Source organism: Euzebyales bacterium, assembly GCA_036374135.1.
In the GTDB taxonomy this organism is placed as follows: Bacteria; Actinomycetota; Nitriliruptoria; order Euzebyales; family JAHELV01; genus JAHELV01.
The window spans coordinates 1-22,732 of the sequence record DASUUK010000039.1 but is presented as its reverse complement, the minus strand read 5'-3'; the positions used below and the strand labels follow the sequence as shown (position 1 = coordinate 22,732).

General features: G+C 70.1%; 19 protein-coding genes. 8 read left to right on the top strand and 11 right to left on the bottom strand.

Annotated features, from left to right (window positions below; genetic code table 11):
- Window positions 1–12: 12 nt before the first annotated feature.
- The 9 genes from VFZ70_06505 to tig form a co-directional block, all read right to left on the bottom strand.
- Window positions 13–1,308, bottom strand: a complete 1,296-nt coding sequence (locus VFZ70_06505) for a hypothetical protein (protein ID HEX6255446.1) — start codon at window positions 1,306–1,308, stop codon at window positions 13–15.
- 146 nt (window positions 1,309–1,454) lie between these two features.
- Window positions 1,455–2,492 carry a rod shape-determining protein gene (locus tag VFZ70_06500; protein ID HEX6255445.1) on the bottom strand — a complete coding sequence of 346 codons (1,038 nt, stop codon included), beginning with the start codon at window positions 2,490–2,492 and terminating at the stop codon, window positions 1,455–1,457.
- Window positions 2,493–2,552: 60 nt separating this feature from the next.
- Window positions 2,553–2,996, bottom strand: a complete 444-nt coding sequence (locus tag VFZ70_06495) for a JAB domain-containing protein (GenBank protein HEX6255444.1) — start codon at window positions 2,994–2,996, stop codon at window positions 2,553–2,555.
- A 105-nt stretch (window positions 2,997–3,101) separates the two neighbouring features.
- The gene (gene ndk, locus VFZ70_06490; GenBank protein HEX6255443.1) at window positions 3,102–3,503 is read right to left on the bottom strand and encodes a nucleoside-diphosphate kinase; all 402 of its coding nucleotides are present in this window, start codon (window positions 3,501–3,503) and stop codon (window positions 3,102–3,104) included.
- Between the two features lie 47 nt (window positions 3,504–3,550).
- Window positions 3,551–4,738: a cyanophycin synthetase gene (locus VFZ70_06485; GenBank protein ID HEX6255442.1), complete on the bottom strand. Its 1,188-nt coding sequence runs from the start codon at window positions 4,736–4,738 to the stop codon at window positions 3,551–3,553.
- Window positions 4,731–7,400, bottom strand: a complete 2,670-nt coding sequence (locus VFZ70_06480) for a valine--tRNA ligase (GenBank protein ID HEX6255441.1) — start codon at window positions 7,398–7,400, stop codon at window positions 4,731–4,733. Before VFZ70_06480 ends, VFZ70_06485 begins: the two co-directional genes overlap by 8 nt.
- Window positions 7,401–7,682: 282 nt before the next feature.
- Complete coding sequence (gene clpX, locus VFZ70_06475; protein ID HEX6255440.1) at window positions 7,683–8,948, bottom strand: ATP-dependent Clp protease ATP-binding subunit ClpX; 1,266 nt, start codon at window positions 8,946–8,948, stop codon at window positions 7,683–7,685.
- A gap of 276 nt (window positions 8,949–9,224) precedes the next feature.
- Window positions 9,225–9,857 (bottom strand): ATP-dependent Clp endopeptidase proteolytic subunit ClpP, encoded by a 633-nt coding sequence (gene clpP, locus VFZ70_06470; protein ID HEX6255439.1) that lies wholly within the window; start codon window positions 9,855–9,857, stop codon window positions 9,225–9,227.
- Between the two features lie 108 nt (window positions 9,858–9,965).
- Window positions 9,966–11,405, bottom strand: a complete 1,440-nt coding sequence (gene tig, locus VFZ70_06465; protein ID HEX6255438.1) for a trigger factor — start codon at window positions 11,403–11,405, stop codon at window positions 9,966–9,968.
- A 379-nt stretch (window positions 11,406–11,784) separates the two neighbouring features.
- On the opposite strand from tig, the gene VFZ70_06460 reads away from it, so the two are divergent.
- The 5 genes from VFZ70_06460 to metK all read left to right on the top strand — a co-directional run bounded on the left by VFZ70_06460 (window position 11,785) and on the right by metK (window position 17,851).
- Entirely contained in the window at window positions 11,785–12,501 is a 717-nt protein-coding gene (locus tag VFZ70_06460; GenBank protein HEX6255437.1) for an HAD family hydrolase, read from the top strand.
- A gap of 190 nt (window positions 12,502–12,691) precedes the next feature.
- Window positions 12,692–13,636: a carbohydrate kinase family protein gene (locus tag VFZ70_06455; protein ID HEX6255436.1), complete on the top strand. Its 945-nt coding sequence runs from the start codon at window positions 12,692–12,694 to the stop codon at window positions 13,634–13,636.
- Between the two features lie 106 nt (window positions 13,637–13,742).
- Window positions 13,743–14,810: an adenosine deaminase gene (locus tag VFZ70_06450; GenBank protein ID HEX6255435.1), complete on the top strand. Its 1,068-nt coding sequence runs from the start codon at window positions 13,743–13,745 to the stop codon at window positions 14,808–14,810.
- A gap of 281 nt (window positions 14,811–15,091) precedes the next feature.
- The gene (ahcY, locus tag VFZ70_06445; GenBank protein HEX6255434.1) at window positions 15,092–16,549 is read left to right on the top strand and encodes an adenosylhomocysteinase; all 1,458 of its coding nucleotides are present in this window, start codon (window positions 15,092–15,094) and stop codon (window positions 16,547–16,549) included.
- Window positions 16,550–16,651: 102 nt separating this feature from the next.
- A complete protein-coding gene (metK, locus tag VFZ70_06440; GenBank protein ID HEX6255433.1) occupies window positions 16,652–17,851 on the top strand; it encodes a methionine adenosyltransferase in 1,200 nt (399 codons plus the stop codon).
- 28 nt (window positions 17,852–17,879) lie between these two features.
- Here the strand turns inward: metK and VFZ70_06435 are convergent, their stop codons facing one another.
- Together VFZ70_06435 and VFZ70_06430 are read right to left on the bottom strand one after the other, a co-directional pair.
- Window positions 17,880–19,661 carry a homocysteine S-methyltransferase family protein gene (locus VFZ70_06435; GenBank protein ID HEX6255432.1) on the bottom strand — a complete coding sequence of 594 codons (1,782 nt, stop codon included), beginning with the start codon at window positions 19,659–19,661 and terminating at the stop codon, window positions 17,880–17,882.
- Between the two features lie 160 nt (window positions 19,662–19,821).
- Entirely contained in the window at window positions 19,822–20,199 is a 378-nt protein-coding gene (locus VFZ70_06430; GenBank protein HEX6255431.1) for a VOC family protein, read from the bottom strand.
- Between the two features lie 211 nt (window positions 20,200–20,410).
- Here VFZ70_06430 and VFZ70_06425 point away from each other — a divergent pair, with 211 nt between their 5' ends.
- From VFZ70_06425 to VFZ70_06415, 3 genes are all read left to right on the top strand, one after another.
- The gene (locus tag VFZ70_06425) at window positions 20,411–20,968 is read left to right on the top strand and encodes a hypothetical protein (protein ID HEX6255430.1); all 558 of its coding nucleotides are present in this window, start codon (window positions 20,411–20,413) and stop codon (window positions 20,966–20,968) included.
- An 80-nt stretch (window positions 20,969–21,048) separates the two neighbouring features.
- Window positions 21,049–21,804, top strand: coding sequence for a copper chaperone PCu(A)C (locus VFZ70_06420; protein HEX6255429.1), 756 nt, complete (start codon window positions 21,049–21,051; stop codon window positions 21,802–21,804).
- Between the two features lie 99 nt (window positions 21,805–21,903).
- Window positions 21,904–22,419: a hypothetical protein gene (locus VFZ70_06415; GenBank protein HEX6255428.1), complete on the top strand. Its 516-nt coding sequence runs from the start codon at window positions 21,904–21,906 to the stop codon at window positions 22,417–22,419.
- Window positions 22,420–22,732: the final 313 nt, after the last annotated feature.

Below are 22,732 nucleotides of genomic sequence, written 5' to 3'. Positions count from 1 at the left end.
ACATGCGGACGCCTACGGTTCGACGGTCCCGGCAGGTTCGGCGATGTCCACCGAGTCACCGGCGGACGGCGCGGAGGGGTCCGGCGGCGGCGCGCCGCCGTCTTCCGGCGCCTCGGAGGCGTCGTCCGCGTCCGCGGCCGTGGGAGTCGCAGGCGGCGTCTCCTCATCGGTCGGCGTCGGCGGCGGCGCGGCCGTCGCCGGGCCGTCGACCGAGGGTGCGGATGACGCGGACGGGGTCGGCCGCGGCTCGTTCGCGACGCCGCGTACGCCCGATCCTGCATCTCGTGCCGCGCTGTCCTGCGCCGATAGGCGGGACTCGGCGCTACCGGCAGACCCGTCTCGTTCCGCGTCGCCCAGTGCGTCGTCAGCGACGGCCGGACGCGGCTGGTCAGCGGCTGCGATCGCGGCGGTGGGCGACGCGGCGCTGTCGGGCCCTGCGTCCGAGGCGCTGTCGATCGCGTCCGCCCGGTCGACCTGCGCGACGACCTGTGGCGGGGCGCCGTCGTCCTCGGCGAGCGCGACGGCCGCGTCCGTCGTGCGTCGCAGCGCGACCGTCGAGTCACGCACCTGTTCGAGCTCGGCGCAGCCGTCCGTCGCCGCACCGACGTTCCCGGTGCAGCCGCTCGTGGCCGCCAGCGCGTCCATGACATCGACCTGCCGGTCGGCGACAAGCTCGAGACGGCGCTGGAGCGCCATGCGATGCTCGCTGTCGGCGACCTCGTCGAGCGCCGTGGCGGCCGCCGTGACGTGCGCGTGCAGCAGACCGCTGACCTCGGCCACGACATCCACCGGCAGGTCCTGCACGACGAGGCCGTGCAACTCACCCAGGCGCACCGACGCCAGGTCGGTGTGGACGTCGGCATCCTGCGCGCCGCCGGACGCGAGCGTCACCCGCACGCGTTCCAGGCCGAGCTTCAACCTCCACAGGGGTTCGCCCGGCTGCGCGGTCGTCGCGCCGACGGCCGTCCCCGGCACGCCGATCAGCAGGAGGACGGCCACCATGCTGACCGCGACGGTGATCCTGGGGTCGGTGCGACGCGACCGCACGGGCGCGACCTGGGCCGGCTCGACGGGGCCGGGGTACCACCGTGCACGACGGGCCTTGGCACCCGGCCGCGCATGGCCACTCGTGCGCCGCCGCAGGTGGTTGGCGGGCATGGGCCGGCAGCCCTTCTTGCCGGTCCGCCGTTCACGGATCTGCGTCAGCGTGTCCTTGACCCCTCGACGGTAGCCGAGCGAACCGCCCAGCGCGAAGAACAGCGTCGCGAGCACCGCGACGACCGCCCAGGCCGCCAGGATCGCTACCACCCGCACTGCAATGCTCTCGTGATGTCCGGACCCTCCGGGGCCAGCAGAGCAGACCACCGTCTGTCACCGAGTCTTCACTCGTCTTACAGACTCTATGCGTCCGACGGCCGCTGTGTAAGTGCCTACGATCATTGTCGAGGTGTCCATCAGTGCCGTGACGCCGACACCAGGACGCGCTCGAGCGACTCGAACTGCTCCAGACACCTGCCCGATCCTCTGGCGACGGCCTCCAGCGGCTCGTCGGCGAGCGACACCGGCATGCCGGTGTCCTCGTGCAGCCGGTCCACCAGACCGCGCAGGAGTCCCCCGCCGCCGGCCACCACGATGCCCCGTTCCATGATGTCCGCCGCGAGCTCGGGAGGTGTGCGATCCAGCGTGCTGCGCACGGCCTCGACGATCGAGCTGATGGGCTCGGAGATCGCCTCGCGGATCTCGGAGTCGGTCACGAGCACCGTCGTGGGCAGGCCGCTGACGAGGTCCCGCCCGCGGATCTCCGCCTCCAGCGGCTCGTCGAGCGGGTGCGCGCTGCCGATCGTGAGCTTGATCTCCTCCGCCGAGCGCTCGCCGAGCATCAGCGCGTGGTGCTTCGAGAAGTACGCGACGATCGCCTCGTCGAGCTCGTCGCCCGCGACGCGCACCGACATGCTGGTCACGACCCCGCCGAGGGAGATGACCGCCACCTCCGTCGTGCCGCCACCGACGTCGACGATCATGTTGCCCGTCGGTTCGTGGACGGGCAGTCCGGCGCCGATCGCCGCTGCCATGGGCTCCTCGATGATGAACGCCGAGCGTGCGCCGGCCCTCACCGACGCCTCCTCGACCGCGCGCTGCTCGACGCCGGTGACGCCGCTGGGCACGCACACGACGACGCGCGGGCGGGTCAGCAGTGGGGGTCGCCGCCCGGTCACCTCGTGCATGAAGTGGCGCAGCATCTGTTCGGTCATGTCGAAGTCGGCGATGACGCCGTCCTTCAGTGGGCGGATCGCCGAGATGTGGCCCGGTGTCCGGCCGATCATGCGCTTGGCCTCGGAGCCGACGGCCAGCAACGAGCCGGTGGTCGTGTTGATGGCGACGACCGATGGCTCGGACAGGACGATGCCGCGCCCGCGGACGTAGACCAGTGTGTTGGCGGTGCCCAGGTCCACGGCGAGGTCACGTCCGAACAGCGTGCCTGCCCGCAGCATCCGCAGTGCCGATCCTCTCGCACTCCGACGTCGGTCGGCGACAGCATAGGACGCGTCGCGCTACAGCCCGCCGCACCGCTGCCGCGCAAGGCTCGTCCAGGCCGGGTCACCGACGATCACGTGGTCGAGCAGGTCGACGCCGAGGGTGGCTCCGGCCTCGGCCAGGCGACGGGTGATGCGTTCGTCATCGGTCGACGGCGTGGCGTCCCCACTCGGGTGGTTGTGTGCGACCACCACGGCCGAGGCCCCGAGCAGCAGTGCATCCCGGTAGACCTCGCGCGGAGCGAGGAACGTGTGCGAGGCGGTCCCGATCGAGACCAGCCGGGTCGCGATCACGCGATGGCGCGTGTCGAGCGCGAGCAGGACGCCGCGCTCGCGGTCATGGCCGCGCAGCAACGGTCCGACGACGTCGAGCACGTCGCCGGGTGCGTTGACCTGTGGACGGCCATCGGGCGGACCCGGGCGGAACCCGGGCTCGCCTGCGAGGAGCGGACACCCGTGCACCGTGGACCCCGATCGTCAGTGGACGCAGCGCATCGTGCGACATCACCGCCGACCGTGCCTGCGTGCCCACGCCGACCTGTGGACGAACGGCCGCACCCGCCGGAGTCAGCCGAAGAAGAGCTTGAGCTCGCGCTCCGCAGACGCCGGTGAGTCCGAGCCGTGGACGATGTTCTCGCCGATGATCGTCGCGTGGTCGCCGCGGATCGATCCCGGTGCGGCTTCGATCGGGCTGGTCGCACCCATCAGCGTGCGCATGGCGGCGATCGCGTCGGGCCCCTCCACCGCCATCGCGACGAGCGGCCCGCTGGTGATGAAGTCGACGAGCTCCGAGAAGAACGGCTTGTCGGTGTGCTCCGCGTAGTGCTCCTGGGCTGTCACCTCGTCGAGCGTGCGCAGCTCCAGCTGCGCGATGGTCAGGCCCTTGCGCTCGATGCGCGAGATGACCTCGCCGATCAGACCGCGACGTACGCCGTCGGGCTTGACCAGGATCAGGGTCCGTTCACTCATGATGTTCGTCGCCGTGTTCGTCAATGGGTTGGGTGACCGCGATCATGCTAGCTGTCGGGGGCCGCCAGAAGCTCCTCGAGGGGGTCGAGGCGGAGTGCGCGCCGTGCCGCGCCGACCGTCTGGGCACCGCCGGCCACGACGACGAGGTCCTCCGCCGTGGCGACGCCCGTCGCCGAGTCGATGGCGGCATCGACCGTGTCGGCTGACTCCGCTGGAAGTCCGAGCTCCCGTGCGGCGGCGAGCACCGCCGCCGGCGGAGCGGCGTTGGCCTCGGGCGAGGCCGTGACCACCACGTGGTCCAGCGCCGGGGCCAGAGCCTCGAGGAACAGGACCGGATCTGACCGACCCACCCCCACCACGCCGATGCGGTGGCGGACGGCGAACTCCTGCGACAGGGCGAAGCACAGTGCCGACGCGGTGGCGGCGTCGTGGGCGGCGTCGAGCACGACGCTCGCCCCGTCGGTGCGACGCACCACCTCGAGCCGGCCCGGTAGCCGCACGCGGGCGAACGCATCCCTGACGAGGTCGGCGTCGAGGCCGTGCGGCAGGCGATCGCCGGTCAGCAGGTCGACCGTGCTGAGCGCGACCGCGGCGTTCTCCGCCTGGTGTGCGCCGTGCAACGGCAGGTACACGTCGGACGTCCGCGTCGTGATGCCGACGAGCGACACCTGCTGGCCGCCGACCGCCAGCTCACGCTCGGACACACCCGTGTCGCTGCCCACGGTGTCGTTGCCGACGAGCAACGACGGCCGTCCGTGCCCCTCACCGAGGCGCGCGTGGATGTCGCACCGCGCGGTCGGTGGGGGCGCGCCCTGCGCGACGACGACATCGACGGGAGCGTCCGCGAACCAGGTCATGGCCAACGCGAACAGCACCTCGTCGAACGCCAGCGGTTCGGCGAACCGGGTGTCGACCTCGCGCAGGAACGGGTCGAGGTAGGCCAGCTGCTCCCGCAGCGCGTGCGAACCGATCGCCGAGCCGGCGATGCGGATGCGCTCGCGCAGGTCCTGCAGGTGCGACGTGGTGACCGTGCCGGTCGTGATGTTCAACGCGGTCAGCAGTGCCGCGACCATCGCCACGGTGCTGCCACCGCCGTACGGACCCTCGACCCAGATCGTCGTGGACACCTGATCCGGGCGGTCGAGCAGCTCCAGCAGGGTGCGCAGCCGCTCCGGATCGTCATCGCCGGCCGAGGGGCGGCGGGCGACCAGCTCGACGACCGGGTCGTCATCCACCGTGCAACGTCTGCAGCTGCGCGTTGATCCGCGCGATCGCGGCGTTCCACTCAACGACCTTGTCCCGCTCGGCCTGGACGACCGCCTCGGGCGCACGGGACACGAAGCCCTCGTTGGCCAGCTTGCCCTGCGCGCGGCCGAGCTCGTTGCGCGCCTTGTCGAGCTCGCGCTCCAGCCGTGCTCGTTCCTCGTCGAGATCGATGAGCCCCGCCAGTGACACGTACAGGTCGGCACCGTCGACCGGCACGCGGCCCAGCGGGCCGTCGACGTCGGCGACATCGTCCACGAAGCTCCACCCGTCGACGCCGGCGAGCCGCCGGATCCCGGGTTCGGCCACCTCCAGCACGGACCGGTGCCCGGGTTCGACGCGGGCCAGGACCGTGATGCGCGCGGACGGCGCAAGCGCATGGTCCGAGCGGAAGCGTCGCAGCTCGGTGACGGTCTCGGTCAGGGCCTGGAACTGCGACTCGGCGACGGGATCTCGTCGCTCGGTCATCGCCTCCGGCCACGGCGAGCATTGGATCGTGGTGTCGTCGTCGGCCTCGTGGAGGGTGCGCCAGATCTCCTCGGTGATGAACGGCATCAACGGGTGCAGCAGCCGCATCGCGCGGTCGAGCACGTGGCGCAACGTCCAGCGGGCGGCCCGCGCGTCCGCCGCACCCTGGTCGCCGTCGGTGCGCAGCTTGGCCAGCTCGAGATACCAGTCGCAGTACTCGTCCCAGGTGAAGTGGAACAACGCTCGGGCCACGCGGCCCAGGTCCCACTCGGCCATGGCGCGATCGACCTCGATCCGGACGTCCTCGAGCCTCGACAGGATCCACCGATCCTCCAACGCGAGCCCGTCGGGCGGCCGCGGATCATCGAAGTGCGCGTCGTGCGCCCCGTCGCCGGTTGCCAGCAGCACGAAGCGGGCGGCGTTCCACAGCTTGTTGGCAAACCGACGCGCGCCCTCGACCCACTCCTCCGCCAGTGGCGCGTCCTGCCCGGCCGTCGACGCCCGCAGCAGCGCGAACCGCAGCGCATCGGCACCGTACTTGTCGATGAAGTCCAACGGATCGATGACGTTGCCGAACGACTTGGACATCTTCTTGCCCTCGCCGTCGCGGACCATCCCGTGGTTGTAGACGACGCGGAACGGCACGTCACCCATCATCGACAGGCCGGCCATCAGCATCCGTGACACCCAGAACGTGTTGATGTCGTAGCCGGTCTCGAGCACCGCGGTCGGGTACCACGTTCGCAGGTCGGGCGTGTCGGTGGTGTCGCCGTCCCAGCCGAGGTTGACGAAGGGAAACAGCTGTGAGCTGAACCAGGTGTCGAGCACGTCCGGGTCCCGCTCGAGGCCGAGCTCGGCGACCTCCTCGTCGGTCGGGTCGGTGCGGCGCACGTGGATGTTGCCGTCGCGGTCGTACCACGCGGGGATCTGGTGGCCCCACCACAGCTGACGTGAGATGCACCAGTCGTGGAGGTTCTCCAACCAGGACAGGAACGACTTGGTGTTCCGCTCGGGGATGAACCGGGTCCGCCCGTCGCGGACGGCGGCGATCGCGGGCTCTGCCAGCGGCGTCATCCTCACGAACCACTGGTCGGACAGGCGCGGCTCGACGACGGTCTTGCACCGCGAGCAGTGGCCCACCGAATGCACGCGGGGCGACACCCCCACCAGCAGCCCCCGGGCGTCGAGGTCCTCCTTGACCTTCCGGCGGGCCTCGAAGCGGTCGAGTCCCTCGTAGGGACCGCCGGCCTCGTTGACCGTGGCGTCCTCGGTGAAGATGTTGATCGCCGGCAGGTCGTGGCGCTCACCGATCTCCCAGTCATTGGGGTCGTGCGCCGGTGTGACCTTCACGGCGCCGCTGCCGAACTCGGGATCGACGTGCTCGTCGGCGATGATCGGGATCTCGCGGTCGACCAGGGGCAGCAGCACCGTGGTGCCGACCATGTCGCGGTAGCGGTCGTCGTCGGGATGGACCGCGACGGCGGTGTCACCGAGCATCGTCTCGGCGCGCGTCGTCGCGACGACGACACCGTCCGAGCCATCGGTCCCCGGGTAGCGGAGCTCGGCGAGCTCGCCCTCCTCCTCGATGTGGTCGACCTCGATGTCCGACAGCGCGGTGTGGCAGCGCGGGCACCAGTTGATCAGGCGGTGGCCGCGGTAGATCAGTCCGTCGTCGTACCAGCGACAGAAGACCTCGCGCACGGCCTTCGACCGCTGCTCGTCGAACGTGAAGATCTCGCGCTCCCAGTCCAGTGCCGCGCCGAGCCGGCGGTGCTGGTGCTGGATGACAGGCCCGGTCTCGTCGACGAACTGCCACACGCGCTCGAGGAAGGCGTCGCGCCCCAGGTCGTGGCGCGACAGTCCCTCGTCGGCCAGCAGTCGCTCGACCACGTTCTGCGTGGCGATGCCGGCGTGATCGGTGCCCGGCAGCCACACGGCGTTGCGCCCGGACTGGCGCGCGTGGCGGATCATCGCGTCCTCCACGGCGGCGGTCAGCGCATGGCCGATGTGCAGGCTGCCGGTGACGTTGGGCGGCGGCAACGTGACGGCGAACGGTTCGCCGTCGTCGTCCGGCTCGGCGTGGAAGAAGCCCTTGTCCTCCCACCACTGATAGAGCCGTGCTTCGACCTCAGCGGGGTCGTAGGTCTTCGGGAGTGTTCTCGTCATGCTCGGGCCATCTCGTGTCGATCGGAGGTGACGGCCGGCCCGCGGTGCTCGGCGGCGCCCGCCGACGAGCGGAACGGATCAGTGGTCTGCGGCGCGATTCGTCCCCAGATCGGTGTGGCTCGGTGCTCTGGGACGGATCGGCCGTCAGCGGTCGGATTCGGCCCCAGGCGTGGCCGTCCGCGCCAAGGATAGGGCCCGCGGCGGTGGCGGGTGATGCGACCTGGATCTCATGTCCGGCGAAGCCGGTCCTGCACGTGCGTCGTGGAACCAGGCTTCGCGAAGCTACGCCGAGCGGCGGCGCTTGGGAGCCGGCTCGGCCCGCGGCACGAGCGTCGGGTTCACCCGCTTGCGTACGACCTCGCCGGTGATCACGCACTCGCCGACGTCGCCGCGGCTCGGCAACTCGTACATCGTGTTCAGCAGCACCTCTTCGAGGATGGCCCGCAGGCCACGGGCGCCGGTGCCGCGCAGGATCGCCTGGTCGGCGATGGCCTGGAGGGCGTCGTCGGCGAACTGCAGGTCGACCCGGTCGTAGTCGAAGAACTTCTGGTACTGCTTGACCAGCGCGTTCTTCGGCTCGGTCAGGATGCTCACCAGCGCGTCGCGATCGAGCGGCTCGACGCTGGAGACCACCGGCAGCCGTCCGACGAACTCGGGGATCAGGCCGAACTTGATGAGGTCCTCCGGCAGGACCTCGGAGAACAGGAACGACAGGTCCTTGTCGGCGTGGCTGCGCACGTCGGCGCCGAAGCCCACACCGCTGCGGCCGATGCGGCGTTCGATGACCGTGTCGAGGCCGGCGAACGCGCCACCGCAGATGAACAGGATGTTCGTCGTGTCGATCTGGATGAACTCCTGGTGGGGGTGCTTGCGGCCACCCTGCGGCGGGACGCTGGCGACGGTGCCCTCCAGGATCTTGAGCAGCGCCTGCTGCACACCCTCGCCCGAGACGTCGCGCGTGATCGACGGGTTCTCGCTCTTGCGGGCGATCTTGTCGACCTCGTCGATGTAGATGATCCCGGTCTCGGCCTTCTTGACGTCGAAGTCGGCCGCCTGGATCAGCTTGAGCAGGATGTTCTCGACGTCTTCACCGACGTAGCCCGCCTCGGTGAGCGCCGTGGCGTCCGCGATCGCGAACGGCACGTTGAGCAGGCGCGCCAGCGTCTGCGCCAGCAACGTCTTGCCCGACCCGGTCGGACCCAGCAGCAGGATGTTGGACTTGGCGAGCTCGACCTCGTCCTCGCGCTGCCCGCCGACGCGGATGCGCTTGTAGTGGTTGTAGACCGCGACGGCCAGCGCCTTCTTGGCGGCCTCCTGGCCCACGACGTAGTCGTTGAGGAACTCGTAGATCTCCACCGGCTTGGGCAGATCGCCCGAGACCAGCTCGGTGGCGTCGGAGAACTCCTCCTCGATGATCTCGTTGCACAGGTCGATGCACTCGTCGCAGATGTAGACCCCGGGCCCGGCGATCAGCTTCTTGACCTGTTTCTGCGACTTGCCACAGAACGAGCACTTCAGCAGGTCGCCACTCTCACCGAACTTGGCCATGTCGCTGGCTCGCTCCCTTGCCGCTGATCGACTCGGTCACCCTGCCGTCTGGGACGAGGGCTTCATCGTACTGGCCGCGTGGGGTCGGGCGAAACCGTTCCCGACGGTCAGGCCACGCGCCACCATGCACGCACGCACGTCCGACGGCGTCGTTCGGTCGCCTTGCACCTCCGACCACGCTCGGGCGCATGGCACTCGACGACCTGTCGGACCCCACGCGACGCGACACCCGCACGGCGTGCGAACCCCAGCCGGGGAGCCTGACGGCTCAGAACTCTAGCTGGCGGCGAGCTGAACTTCCTGCAGGCGACGCGACTGCAGCACGTGGTCGATGATGCCGTACTCGACGGCCTCGTCGGCGGTCATGATGAAGTCGCGGTCGGTGTCCTCGGTGATCTTCTCGAGCGGCTGACCGGTCTTGTCCGACAGGATCTGGTCGAGCAGGTCCCGGATGCGCTGGATCTCGCGCGCCTGGATCTCGATGTCAGATGACTGGCCCTCGGCGCCGCCGTGCGGCTGGTGGATGAGGATGCGCGCATGCGGCAGCGCGAACCGCTTGCCCTTGGTGCCGGCCGCCAGCAGGATCGCGGCGGCCGAGGCGGCCTGACCCATGCAGATCGTCGTCACGTCGGGCTTGATGAACTCGATCGTGTCGTAGATCGCCAGGGCGCTCGTCACCGATCCGCCGGGCGAGTTGATGTAGAGGTTGATGTCCTTGGTCGGGTCCTCACCCTCCAGGTGGATCAGCTGCGCCATGATCACGTTGGAGATTTCGTCCGTGATCGGCGTGCCGAGGAAGATGATCCGGTCCTTGAGCAGCCGCGAGTACAGGTCGAACGAACGCTCGCCGCGGTTGGTCTGCTCGATGACCATGGGCACCAGGTAGCTCATCGGCGACGAGGTGGACATGGGTGTCTCCTTGCGTGGTGCTCGGGCGCGTCTGTCGACACCCTAGCGCCGCGGCCGGGCGCCGGAGTGACCCGCGACGCCACCTGATCGCGGCCGGCGGGGAGGTCGTCAGGCGCGCGGTGTGTCGGCGGCCTCAGCGTCTTCCGCCGCGGCCGTGTCGACGGGGTCATCGACCTCGTCGACCACCACGGTCGCCTCCGCGTCCTCCGTCGTCGGATCGGCGTTCACGCCCGCGGCCGCGGACTCCGCTTCATCATCGTCCGTCTGCTCGGGCGGCGCGTCCGAGATCTCCACGCGCTCGAGGATGTGGTCGATCGTCTTGCGGCGGAAAGTGTCAGAGAACAGCACACCGAGGCGCTCGGGCTCGCGCATGAACTCCGCGAGCTGATCCGGGGGCATCTGCATCCGCTGTGCCTCCGCGAACAGCTGCTGGGTCAGGTCCTCGTTGGTGACCTCCACGCCGGCGTCGCGTCCGATGCGGTCGACCACCAGCTGCGCCCGCACGGTCGTGCGCGCCTGCTCGCGCAGCTGCTCGGTGAGCTCGTCGAGCGTCATGCCCGCGGCCGCCAGGTACTGGTCGAACGCGATCTGATGCCGCTCCGCCTCGCGCGCCAGGCGCGCGAGCTGGAACTGGAGCTCCTGGTCGACCAACGAGCGCGGCAGCGGGACCTCGACCAGCTCGCTGACCGTCTCGACCACCCGGCCGCGCAGCGCCTCGCGGGCGTTGTTCAGCTTGAGCTCCGCGAGCTGCTCGTGGACGCTGGCCCGCAGCTCGTCGATGGTGTCGAACTCGCTGGCGGTGATCGCGAAGTCGTCGTCGGCGTCCGGCAGCTGCAGTGCCTTGACGTCCTTGACGATCACCGTGAAATCGAGCTCCGGACCGTCGGCCTCCAGCGTGTCGGTGAACTTGACGATGTTCCCGGTTTCGCGACCGAGCAGCTCACGGTCCAGCTGCTGACCCGTGTCCTTCGGATCGTTGACCCGGTACAGCTGGTCGTCCATGCGCGCGTCGTCGACGGGCTCACCGTTGCGGGTGGCACTGATGCTCAGGACCGCCAGGTCGCCGACCTGCAGGGGCCGGGCGACGGTCTCGGCCTCGGCGAAGCGCTCGCGCAGCTGATCGATCTCCGCATCGACCTCGGCCTCGGCCACCTCCCACTCCGGGTGTGGCACCAGCACACCGGAGACGTCCGGGGCCTCGAACTCGGGCCGCACCTCCACCGTCGCGGTGAAGGCCGCATCGCTGCCCTCCTCGAACTGGTCGACCGAGTACTCGGGCTGCCCCACCGGCTCGAGCTCGGTCTCGCGCACCGCCTCGGCGAAGAACTGCGGCAGCGAGTCCTGCACGGCATGCTGAATGACCGCACCCTTGCCCAGCCGGGTCTCGAGCACCCGGCGCGGCACCCGACCCTTGCGGAAGCCGGGGATCTTGACCTCGTCGGCGAGGTGGCGGGCGGCCTCGTCGAGCGCCGCCTTGACGCGTGAGGGCTCGACGGTGACGGCGAGCTTGACGGTGGTGTCGTCGACACGTTCGACGCGCGTGTCCACTGGGGTGGGCCTTTCCACAGGATGGGGAGATCGTCGGGCCGCCGGCGGTGGAACCGGTCCTGTGGGCGTCCGCGCGACCGGGCTCCACACCGCGAGCGGTCAGCGCATCGTAGCCCGCGCGGGCACGCCCTGCCCCGCTCAGCCGGGATCGAGCCGTGCCGACCAGCGCGTGTGGCTGCGACGCACACACGCATCCCGAGGTGCTCGGAGAGGGTCGGCGTGCCCGTGCGCGGTCCGTTCATGGCGACGGTCGCGCGCCCGTCGTCGCGATGCGGCGCGGCCGCTGCCGGCCGTCCCAAGGCCGGCACCCGTCGCTGTGCCGCCGACGCTACGGTTGGCCCGGCCGACGATGGTGGAGCGACCGGCGAGGGGTCACGTGATGCGGACCGCACGACCCCCGGTGACGGTGGTGGGTCTCGACGGCGACGACACGCTGTGGCACAACGAGTCGATCTTCGCCGCGACCCACGAGCGCTACCGGGCGATGATGGAGCGGTACGTGCCGGACGTCGCAGTCGACGAACGACTGCTCGAGATCGAGCGGCGCAACATTGCCGTGTTCGGCTACGGCGTCAAGGGCTTCGCGCTGTCGCTGATCGAGACGGCGATCGAAGTCACCGCCGGGCGCATCGACGGGGCCGACGTCGCGGACATCGTAGGCTGGGCCAAGGAGATGCTGCGCCATCCCGTGGAACTGCTGGACGGTGTCACCGACACCGTCCAGGTGCTGTCGCGACGGTACCGGCTGGCGCTCATCACCAAGGGCGACTTCTTCCACCAGGAGTCCAAGGTCGCGCGATCGGGTCTGGCCGAGCACTTCGACGTGATCGAGATCGTCGCCGAGAAGGATCCGCTGACCTACCGCCGGGTCCTCGATCGCGCGGGCATCGACCCGGCGTCGTTCGTGATGGTCGGCAACTCACTGCGGTCCGACGTCCTGCCGGTGCTCGATGTCGGTGGCCACGCGGTGCACATCCCGTACCACCTCACGTGGCAGCACGAGCAGGTCGCCGAGCACGAGCACGACGGATCTGCCTACACCCGCCTTGGTGACATCCGTGAGCTGCCGGGCCTGCTCGCCGCCACGGACGCGTGAGCCCGTACCGCGTGCCGCCGGGTGCGGCAGGTGTGTCGCGTTCACCTCGCGGACAGGCTGACCACGTGCCCCGGACCGCGAGCGGTAGGCACACGTAATGGGCACCGCCGGACCGCGGGGCCGCCGACGCGTCGACAAGTGGTGACCCATGCGCATCGCGTGCACAGGATCCATCGCAAACGACTACCTCATGACGTTCCCCGGCCGCTTCAGCGAGCAGCTGGTGGATGATCAGCTGGAACGGTTGTCACTCAGCTTCCTGGTCGACTCGCTGGAGGTGCGCATCGGCGGGGTCGCGGCAAACATCGCGTTCGGCATGGGGCTGCTCGGCCACCGACCGATCCTGGTCGGGTCCGTCGGCCACGACTTCCCGGCGGAGCACGAGCAGTGGCTGGCGGACCACAACATCGACCTCGAATCGGTGCGGGTGTCCGAGACGATGCACACCGGCCGGTTCCTGTGCACCAACGACCGGGCCGAGAGCCAGATCGCGTCCTTCTACCCCGGCGCGATGGAGGAAGCCAGAGAGATCCGGCTGGCACCGATCGTCGAACGCGTCGGTGGTCTCGATCTGGTCGTCGTGTCACCCAACGATCCCGTCGCGATGGACAACCACACACATGAGGCCCTCGAGCTGGGCATCGACGTCCTGGCCGACCCCAGCCAGCAGATCGCCCGGCTCGACGGTGCGAGCCTGGCCCGGCTGATCGACGGTGCTGCGTACCTGATCGCGAATGACTACGAACGTTCTCTGATCGAGCGCAAGACCGGGTGGACCTACGGCGAGCTGCTCGACCGTGTGGGCGTCTGCGTCACGACGCACGGCCCAAAGGGCAGCCACATCGAGCGGGTCGGCAGCGACCGCATCGAGGTGGGGGCCGTGACGGTCCGCGAGGATGTCGAGCTCGAACCGACCGGCGCGGGCGACGGCTACCGGGCGGGATTCCTCTCGGGCCTGGCGTGGGGCCTGAGCCTGGAGCGGTGCGCACAGATCGGGTCCCTGCTGGGCGTCCTGGCGCTCGAGAGCGTGGGGCCGCAGGAGTACACCGTCGACGTCGACCACGCCCGTCAGCGCCTCGCGGACGCCTACGGCACCGACGTCGCCGACGAGCTCACGGACCTCCTGCCCGGCTGACGCGCCGCGGGGTGGACGCCGTCGCCGGACACCTCCGTCCGACGCGGTGTCCGGGCGCCGACGGACGGCATAATGCGCGCACCACGAGCCAGACATCGGGAGCCGCATGGGCGTCGACCTCGACACGATCCGCAGCGCACCGAAGGTGCTGCTGCACGACCACCTCGACGGCGGTCTGCGGCCGTCGACCGTCATCGAGCTGGCCGACGAGATCGGCTACACCGATCTGCCGACCAAACAGGCGGACGAACTCGCCGCCTGGTTCACGCGCGGCGCCGACCGCGGCAGCCTCGTCGCCTACCTCGAGGGGTTCACCCACACGGTCGCCGTGATGCAGACCGCTGACGCGCTCGAGCGGACGGCCGCCGAGTGCGCCGAGGACCTGGCCGACGACGGGGTTGTGTACGCCGAGGTCCGCTTCGCGCCCGAGCTGCACACCGAGATGGGGCTGTCGCTGGACGAGGTCGTCCGCGCGGTGCTCGACGGGTTCCGCGCGGGCGCCAGGGGCCGGGGCATCACGGTCGGCGTCATCGTGACGGCGATGCGCACGGCCGCGCGCTCGCGGGAGATCGCCGAGCTCGTCCCCCGCTGGCGCGACGACGGCGTCGTCGGCTTCGACATCGCCGGTGCCGAGGCGGGGTACCCGCCCACCCGCCACCTCGATGCGTTCCACCTGATCCAGCGCGAGAACTCCCACATCACGATCCACGCCGGCGAGTCCTTCGGGTTGCGCTCGATCTGGGAGGCGGTGCAGTTCTGCGGCGCCGAGCGGCTGGGCCACGGCGTACGGATCGTCGATGACATCGACACGACGACCGACCCACCGACACTGGGCAAGCTGGCGGCGTTCGTGCGGGACCGCCGAATCCCGCTGGAGATGTGTCCGACGTCCAATGTCCACACGCGGGCTGCGCCCTCCCTCGCGGAGCACCCGATCGACCTGCTGCGTCGCCTCCGCTTCCGCGTGACGGTCAACACCGACAACCGGCTCATGAGCGGCGTCACATTGAGCTCCGAGCTGGCGGCCGTGTCGCAGACCTTCGACCTCGGCATCAACGAGTTGCGCTGGTTGACGGTCAACGCGATGAAGAGCGCGTTCTGGCCGTTCGCCGACCGGCTCGCACTGATCAACGACGTGATCAAGCCGGGGTTCGCCGAACTGGGCGCTGACTGACCGCGGCGTCCGGGCGTCCCGGGGTCATCCGGGCGCTGCGAGGCCACCGCGGTCGGCGAGCGATCCGAATCGGACGTCACGGACACCACCGGCGGTGTCCGTCGTGTCCGAACCACATCGCCGGCGGCTGAACCACGGCCGGGTGGCGTATCGCGTCAATCCCGGCGCGATACCCTGATCGGGGCGCACGCGTGCCTCCGGTGGCGCCCGATCACGAGCCCGGCGCGCCGGCCCGCCGTCACACCAGCACACCAGAACACACCGGCAAGGAAGGCAACGTCGTGCACCACCGTCCCCAACTCGCCGCGTCCGACCACCGCGTCGCCGACCTCGGGTTGGCCGCGCTGGGCCGCCGAGAGATCGCGCTGGCCGAGGACGAGATGCCCGGCCTGATGGCGCTGCGTGAGCAGTACGCGGCACAGCAACCGCTCGCAGGCGCGCGGATCACCGGCTCGCTGCACATGACCGTGCAGACGGCGGTGCTGATCGAGACGCTCGCGGCATTGGGCGCCGAGATCCGCTGGGCGTCGTGCAACATCTTCTCGACGCAGGACAGCGCGGCGGCCGCCGTCGTCGTCGGCCCTGACGGCACCCCTGACGAGCCACGGGGCGTCCCGGTGTTCGCCTGGAAGGGCGAGACGCTCGAGGAGTACTGGTGGTGCATCGACCGGACGTTCGACTGGCCGGACCACGCCGGACCGACGCTGCTGCTCGACGACGGCGGCGACGCCACGCTGCTGGTCCACAAGGGCGTCGAGTACGAGAAGGCCGGTGCGGTACCGCCGGCGTCGGCCGCGGAGTCGGCGGAGGAGGCGGTGATCCTCGAACAGCTGCGCGCCGGCCTCCAGGAGGACGCCCAGCGCTGGACGACGATCGCCAGCGACATCGTCGGCGTGTCGGAGGAGACCACGACGGGCGTGCACCGGCTCTACCAGCGACGCAACGCCGGGACGCTGCTGTTCCCCGCCATCAACGTCAACGACTCGGTCACCAAGAGCAAGTTCGACAACCTCTACGGCTGCCGGCACTCCCTGATCGACGGCCTGAACCGCGCGACCGACGTGATGCTGTCCGGCAAGGTGGCGGTCGTCTGCGGCTACGGCGACGTCGGCAAGGGCTGCGCGCAGGCGCTGCGCGGTCAGGGCGCCCGCGTGGTCATCACCGAGATCGACCCGATCAACGCGCTGCAGGCGGCGATGGAGGGCTACCAGGTCGCACGGGTCGAGGACGTCGTCGAGACCGCCGACATCTTCATCACCGCGACCGGCAACCGCGACATCATCACGGTCGACCACATGGCCGCGATGAAGCACGGGGCGATCCTGGGCAACATCGGCCACTTCGACAACGAGATCCAGATCGCGGAGCTGGCCAAGCTCGACGGGATCACCAAGGTCAGCGTCAAGCCGACGGTCGACCAGTGGGTCTTCCCCGACGGCCACGCGATCATCGTGCTGGCCGAGGGACGGCTGCTGAACCTGGCGTGCGCGACCGGGCATCCGAGCTTCGTGATGTCGGCCAGCTTCTCCAACCAGGTCATGGCCCAGATCGAGCTGCACACGCGCCAGGAGGAGTACGACCTGGACGTGTACGTGCTGCCCAAGCGACTCGACGAGCAGGTGGCGCGCCTGCACCTCGACAAGCTCGGCGCGCGGTTGACCGAGCTGACCAAGGAGCAGGCGGTCTACCTCGACCGCGACGTCGAGGGCCCCTACAAGTCGGATCAGTACCGCTACTAGGCAGCCAGCCGGCCGCAGGGACGGTCGGCGCCCGGTCGACACGGCGGGGCCGCGCGCTCGACGGGCGCGGCGCGGGTCGACGCCGATGCAAGGAGCAGGCCGATGTCAGACCTGAAGTTGTTCACGTCCGAGTCCGTCACCGAGGGCCACCCCGACAAGGTCGCCGACCAGGTGTCCGACGCGGTCCTCGATGCGGTCCTCGCGGCCGACCCGGATCCGGCGAACGCACGTGTGGCGTGTGAGACGCTGGTCAGCACCGGCTTCGTGGTGGTGACAGGGGAGATCTCGACGAACAGCTACGTCGACATCGCGAGCGTCGCACGCAGGACCATCATCGACATCGGCTACGACAGCCCCCATGCCGGGTTCGACGGCAACACGTGCGGGGTGTTCGTCGCCATCGACGAGCAGTCGTCCGACATCGCCGGTGGCGTCGACAACGCCTACGAGGCCCGCGACGGCGACGCCGACGACGAGCTCGACGAGCTCGGCGCGGGCGACCAGGGCATGATGTTCGGCTACGCGTGTCGCGAGACGGACGCGCTGATGCCCATGCCGATCCACCTCGCCCACCGCCTGGCCGAAAGGCTCGCCGACGTCCGCAGGGACGGGACGCTCGGGTATCTGCGCGCCGACGGCAAGACCCAGGTCACCATCGAGTACGACCAGGGCCGCCCGGTGCGCGTCGCCCGCGTGCTGATCTCCACACAGCACGCCCCGGAGGTCGACGACAACGACGAGTTGACAGCCGACCTGGTCAAGCACGTGATCACGCCCGTGATCCCCGATCACACGCCGTGGGAGCCCAACGACGTCATCGTCAATCCCAGCGGCAAGTTCGTGCTGGGCGGTCCGAGCGCCGACGCCGGGCTCACCGGACGCAAGATCATCGTCGACACGTACGGCGGCATGGCGCGCCACGGCGGCGGAGCGTTCAGCGGCAAGGACGCCACCAAGGTCGACCGGTCGGCCGCCTACGCTGCGCGGTGGGTCGCCAAGAACGTCGTGGCCGCCGGACTGGCCGAGCGCGCCGAGCTACAGGTCGCCTACGCGATCGGCATGGCACAACCGGTGAGCGTCGGCCTGACCACGTTCGGCACCGAGACGGCCGACCCGGACGTGATCCTCGCCGCCGTGCACGAGGTGTTCGACCTGCGTCCCGCCGCGATCATCCGCGACCTCGGCCTGCGGCGGCCGATCTTCGCGCCGACGGCCGCGTACGGCCACTTCGGCCGGTCCGCCGCCGACTTCCCCTGGGAGGCGACGAACCGCGCGGACGCGCTGCGCCGCCTGGTCAGCTGACCGCCATGGCAGCGACCGCGCCGGCGGATCAGGCGTGGCGTACGGCCAGCAGGTAGGCGATGATCGACCGGCTCCCGCCGATGTCCAGCAGGTGCGCGTCGGACTGCGCCACGACCTTGTTGATCTGGGGCATCGCCTGCGCGAAGTGCTCGGTGATCGGGAAGAACTCGTAGTCGGCGACCTCGCATGCCAGGCCGAGATCGGCGAGCAGTTCCATCGTGCGGCGCTGCGACAGGATCGACAGGTGCAGCACGTAGGCGACGCCGTCGGCGGCCAACGCGTCGGGTAGCCGGCCGAGCATGTGGTCGACCGCGTTGCGACCCCAGTAGTCGAAGGGCCGGTGGCTGGTCAGCTGCCCGAACGGATCGACGGGTGTCTGATAGAGGCTGGCGACGATGACGTCGTAGCGAACCTCGGGCACCCACGGGTACAAGTCGATCGTCGCCGCGGTCATCCGGTCCGCCACGCCGTTGCGGAACGCGTTGGTCAACGTGTTGTCGACCGCCCGGGGATCCAGATCGATCGCGTGGACGTGTGCCGCGCCGTTGAGCGCCAGTTGGATGCCCTGCAGCCCGGCCCCGCACCCGACGTCCAGACAGCGCCGTCCCTCGCCGACGCCGTGGTCGAACAGATGGCGCCAGACCAGCAGCGATCCCTCGGTGGGCGCGAACACCCCCTCGTCGACGATGAGGTCCGGGAACTGCAGCGGATAGAGCCGACGGCCACGACGGTCGGTCCACTCGACCGGCTCCGGGACGGCGTCCGGATCGCGGGCGAACGGCGAGGGGCGGACCACCGAACCCGCTGTCGTGCCTTCCAGGCGCTCGCGCGTAGCCGCGATGTGCTCGGGACCGACCCCGCAGCACCCACCGATGATCTGCGCTCCCTCCTCACGCCACCGCAGCGCGAGCTCGGCGTACGCGGCGCCGTCGATGCCGGGGTCGAAGTACCAGCCGTCGTCGGTCAGGTACCCCAGGTTCGGGTACACGCCCAGCGGCATGTCGGTGAAGTCGCGGAGGTACGACACCATGCCGTCGACGTGATCGGGCGGGATGCAGTTGACCAGAAGGGCGCTGACACCCATCTCGGCGAACCTCCGGGCCGCGCGTCCGAACGTGTCGCCCTCAGGACCACCCCAGTGCTGTCCGAACACCCCGCACATGCCCTCGCGGCACCGTCGGAACGACAGCCAGACGACCAGCCCGGTGCCCACCATGGCCTCGACCGTCGCGAACAACGACGGGCGCACGAGCGACAGCGTCTCGAAGAGCAGCAGGTCCGGCGGCGCGTCAGCGAACGCCCGCGAGAGCAACTGCACCGTGTCCGCGGCGTTGGGGCCGTCGAGATCGGCGTTGAGCGAGAACGCCACCGCGCAGCGGCCAGCGGCGTCCTCGGCCGCGATGGCGTCACGCGCGACCCGGACGCCGCGTCTGGCGATGTCCATCCAGTGCACCGGCCGGGACGACGACCACAGGTCGGGACCGTTGTCACGCAGCGCAGAGGGCAGGCCCCACGTGTCGGTCGTGATCACGTCACAGCCCGCCGCCACGTAGCGGCGGTGGACGTCGCGCACCGTCGCCGGCTGATCCACGAGCGCGCGCGTCCCCCACAGCGCGTCGTCGCCGCCCAGGATCTCGGTGGCGCCGACGCGCGGCAGCTCGGTCGCGGTCGCGCCGTCGAGCAGCACGCAGGTGCCGTCGGCGATCAGCCGGGCGACGTGGGCGGCGGCGTCCATGCGTCGGTCGGCGGGGGCGTCGGTGCGCCGGTGACCGACCGCGGTCCCGCCGTGCACCGCCACGTCGTCTGCCATCCGTCGTCCCTTCGGTGACGTGCGCGCCCCACCATCATCGACAGCTGTCGAAACACAGGTCGGCGTCGCCGCACGCCGGTCAGCGTACGGCGCGCACTGGCCGTCCGGTAGGCAGGACGCCGGCGGCCGGGCCGGCATCGGCCACGCACGTCTCCTCTGGTCAACCGCCCCACGAGGTGTCGATGACGCAGAAGCGGTTGCCTTCGGGGTCAGCCAACACCACGAAGTCGGGGTCAACGGGATACAGATCCCAGTCGACGCGGGTCGCGCCCAGCGCGATCAGGCGTTCGGCCTCCGCCGCCTGGTCCGCGGCGTCCCCCGCGTACAGGTCCAGGTGCACCCGCGGGTGCTCCTGCACGGGTGTCTCGCTGACGCCGAGCGCGATGTGGGCGCCGTCGCCCGACGCGGGGACGAGGATGACGAAGTCGTCGTCCGGACCGACGGCCCGCTTCGGCACGTAGTCCAGCGCACCGGTCCAGAACGCCATCGCGCGGTCGAGGTCCTCGACGCCTACGACGACCGTGCCGACACGAAGCATGTGGACAGTGTCCCCGTCGGTCCCGCGACCCACCCAACAGGTCGAGCATGTGCATCGCCACGTTGATCATCGTCGGCCCGCCACCGCATCGCCGGACGAACCCGATCACCGACCGCGACGCACGTGAGGCAGCCATCGGGCTGCGGGTCGCTGCGCAGACCGCCCCGGTCACTCGTTGTCGATGCCTCGGCCACCCGTATAGCTTCTGGTCATGCACGTGGGGATCGCCCACCACCTGGGCTGGGCCGTGGCCGTCACGGCGTCCGCCAACCACGACGTCGCGGATCGCCGACGGATCGAACTCGTCGAACCCGGCATGCCGACCGCGCCCATCCACCATGAAGGCCGCCTGCTCGACGACGCTGGGGTCGCGGCGCTCGTCGCGCAGGTGCGGGCGTCAGCCATGCGGGCAACGACGGCGTCACTCGACGATCTCGGGGCCGCCGCACCGGATGGGATCGACTCGATCTCGATCCGAGCCTGGCCGTTGGACTTCCCCACCGACGTCGCCGTTCAACGGTGCGCGCCGTACGAGGCGCGGGCGGACTCCGTCATGTACCGCGAGCTCGTCGCCGAGGTCGCACATGCACGCGGCTGGACGGTCCACGTCTACGACGCCGGCGCGGTGGAGTCCCAGGCGATCGCTGCATTGGGCGAGCACGGCGAGGGGTTTCTGCACCGCCCGCGGGCGGTGCTGGGTCCGCCGTGGACGAAGGACCACCGACTCGCGTTCGCCGCGGCCATCGTGGCGGGCGACGGTCGGCACTGAGCCGCCGCCCGGCCGTTCAGCGCGCTCACACGGAGCAGCGAACACGTCGATGCATTGTTCGCGGCTGATGCTCGGCAGGGATGGAGCGACACCACGTGACGATCCCGCGACTGATGCTGACCCTGGTGCTCGGAGGGCGCTGCTGCCCACGGCCTGCACCGGCGCGGAGGCCACGAGCGCCATCACCGTCTCGGACAGCCGCGTCCCGGTGCCGCCGGGCCAACGGCGTCGCGTACATGACCCTGACCAATGAGGGCGGCAGCGACGATCAGCTCGTGTCCGCCGCCTCCGACGGCGCGGAGTCCGTCGAACTGCACATGACGACGACCGATGGCGCCTCGGCGACGATGCAGCAGGTCGAGGGCATCGATATCCCTGCGGGTGGCAACGCGGTGCTCGCGCCGGGGGGCTATCACGCGATGCTGATCGACGTGACCGAGGGCCTTGCCGAGGGCGACACCGTGGAACTCACGCTCACGTGCGAGCGGGCCGATGAGCAGACCATTGCCGCCGAGGTCGTGCCGGTCGGCGACGTGGCGCCGATGGGCGTCGTCGTTCAGTCAGACGCCTTCCTCCCGCGCCGTACGATCCTCGTCGCTCTGACGCCGCGTTCCGCGCGCGCGGCGTCGTTCCGTCCCGAGGTCGATATCGACGGCGACCCGACCCGAGTGCTGGTCGAGCAGATGGGCATGACCACGTCGCCAGCGGCGATATCGTCGAGACCGTGGCGGATCGCCACGAACGTGTCCTCGTCGGACAGGATCTCGCGGTCTCCTCCAACGCCGCATACTCGTCGACGGGCACGAGCACGGCCGACGGTCGACCGTGTCGGGTGATCGTCACATGCTCACGGCGGTGCGCGACCTCATCCAACAGATCAGCGAGCCGCGACCGCAGCTCCCGAACCGGCACCGTCCGACAGAGGAGTGCCAACCATGATCCTCCCGAAGGTCCGAGACACTCGTTTCGTGACGATTCGCCGCGGTGGGACCCTCACCGATTCGGATCACCAGCTCCTCGCTCTTTGGGCGGCATCGTGCGCGGAGCACGTCCTTGACCTCTTCGAGGCGGCTCAGCCTGAGGACCCGCGACCGCGTCGTGCGATCGAGCATGCCCGCGCCTGGGTGCGTGGCGAGGTCATGATGACCCAGGCTCGCACGGCGGCCGGCCATGCAATGGCCGCCGCCAGAGACCTGCGTGGGGCAGCACGGCATGCCGCGTACGCTGCTGGCCAGGCCGCCGCCGTCGCACACGTCGCCGCGCACGAGCTCGGTGCGGCCGCCTATGCGATCAAGGCCGCACGTGCTGGCGCGCCGGAAGGCCAGGGTGAGAGCGTCGGGCGACTCGAGTGCCGGTGGCAGCGTGACCAGCTCCCAGTGGCGATTCGTGAGCTCGTACTTGACGACCAGCGGTTGCGGAACGACATCTGCTGGTCGGTGTTTGACTGCTGAGAGCGCGTCGCGTCTGGGACATCGTCGGTCTCCTGGCGCCAGTGACCGAGCTGGTCGACGGCCTCGCCGTACGCCTCGACCGTGCGACTACTCTTGCGGTCAGATCCCGATCCGCGCCTGACGCAGCGTGACGCCGATTCGGATTCCGATGTTGCAGGCCGTCACCGTGGACCGCTCGTGTACGCGTCCCCTCGGTGGCGGATCGCCACGACGCGCACCGTCGACTCGTCGCGCAGCTGGTAGATGATGCGGTAGACCCCGACGCGGTACGACCGCAGACCGGTCAAGCGACCACGAAGCGCGTGGCCGATCA

What these genes read in the sequence shown, in the direction of transcription:
- clpX (HEX6255440.1), bottom strand. Translation starts at nt 8,948, where the DNA reads ATGGCCAAGTTCGGTGAGAGTGGCGACCTGCTGAAGTGCTCGTTCTGT.
- clpP (HEX6255439.1), bottom strand. Translation starts at nt 9,857, where the DNA reads ATGTCCACCTCGTCGCCGATGAGCTACCTGGTGCCCATGGTCATCGAG.
- VFZ70_06435 (HEX6255432.1), bottom strand. Translation starts at nt 19,661, where the DNA reads ATGGCAGACGACGTGGCGGTGCACGGCGGGACCGCGGTCGGTCACCGG.
- VFZ70_06480 (HEX6255441.1), bottom strand. Translation starts at nt 7,400, where the DNA reads ATGACGAGAACACTCCCGAAGACCTACGACCCCGCTGAGGTCGAAGCA.
- VFZ70_06415 (HEX6255428.1), top strand. Translation starts at nt 21,904, where the DNA reads ATGATCCTCCCGAAGGTCCGAGACACTCGTTTCGTGACGATTCGCCGC.
- VFZ70_06500 (HEX6255445.1), bottom strand. Translation starts at nt 2,492, where the DNA reads ATGCTGCGGGCAGGCACGCTGTTCGGACGTGACCTCGCCGTGGACCTG.
- VFZ70_06425 (HEX6255430.1), top strand. Translation starts at nt 20,411, where the DNA reads ATGCACGTGGGGATCGCCCACCACCTGGGCTGGGCCGTGGCCGTCACG.
- VFZ70_06420 (HEX6255429.1), top strand. Translation starts at nt 21,049, where the DNA reads ATGGAGCGACACCACGTGACGATCCCGCGACTGATGCTGACCCTGGTG.
- VFZ70_06455 (HEX6255436.1), top strand. Translation starts at nt 12,692, where the DNA reads ATGACGTTCCCCGGCCGCTTCAGCGAGCAGCTGGTGGATGATCAGCTG.
- VFZ70_06460 (HEX6255437.1), top strand. Translation starts at nt 11,785, where the DNA reads ATGCGGACCGCACGACCCCCGGTGACGGTGGTGGGTCTCGACGGCGAC.
- VFZ70_06450 (HEX6255435.1), top strand. Translation starts at nt 13,743, where the DNA reads ATGGGCGTCGACCTCGACACGATCCGCAGCGCACCGAAGGTGCTGCTG.
- ndk (HEX6255443.1), bottom strand. Translation starts at nt 3,503, where the DNA reads ATGAGTGAACGGACCCTGATCCTGGTCAAGCCCGACGGCGTACGTCGC.
- metK (HEX6255433.1), top strand. Translation starts at nt 16,652, where the DNA reads ATGTCAGACCTGAAGTTGTTCACGTCCGAGTCCGTCACCGAGGGCCAC.
- VFZ70_06430 (HEX6255431.1), bottom strand. Translation starts at nt 20,199, where the DNA reads ATGCTTCGTGTCGGCACGGTCGTCGTAGGCGTCGAGGACCTCGACCGC.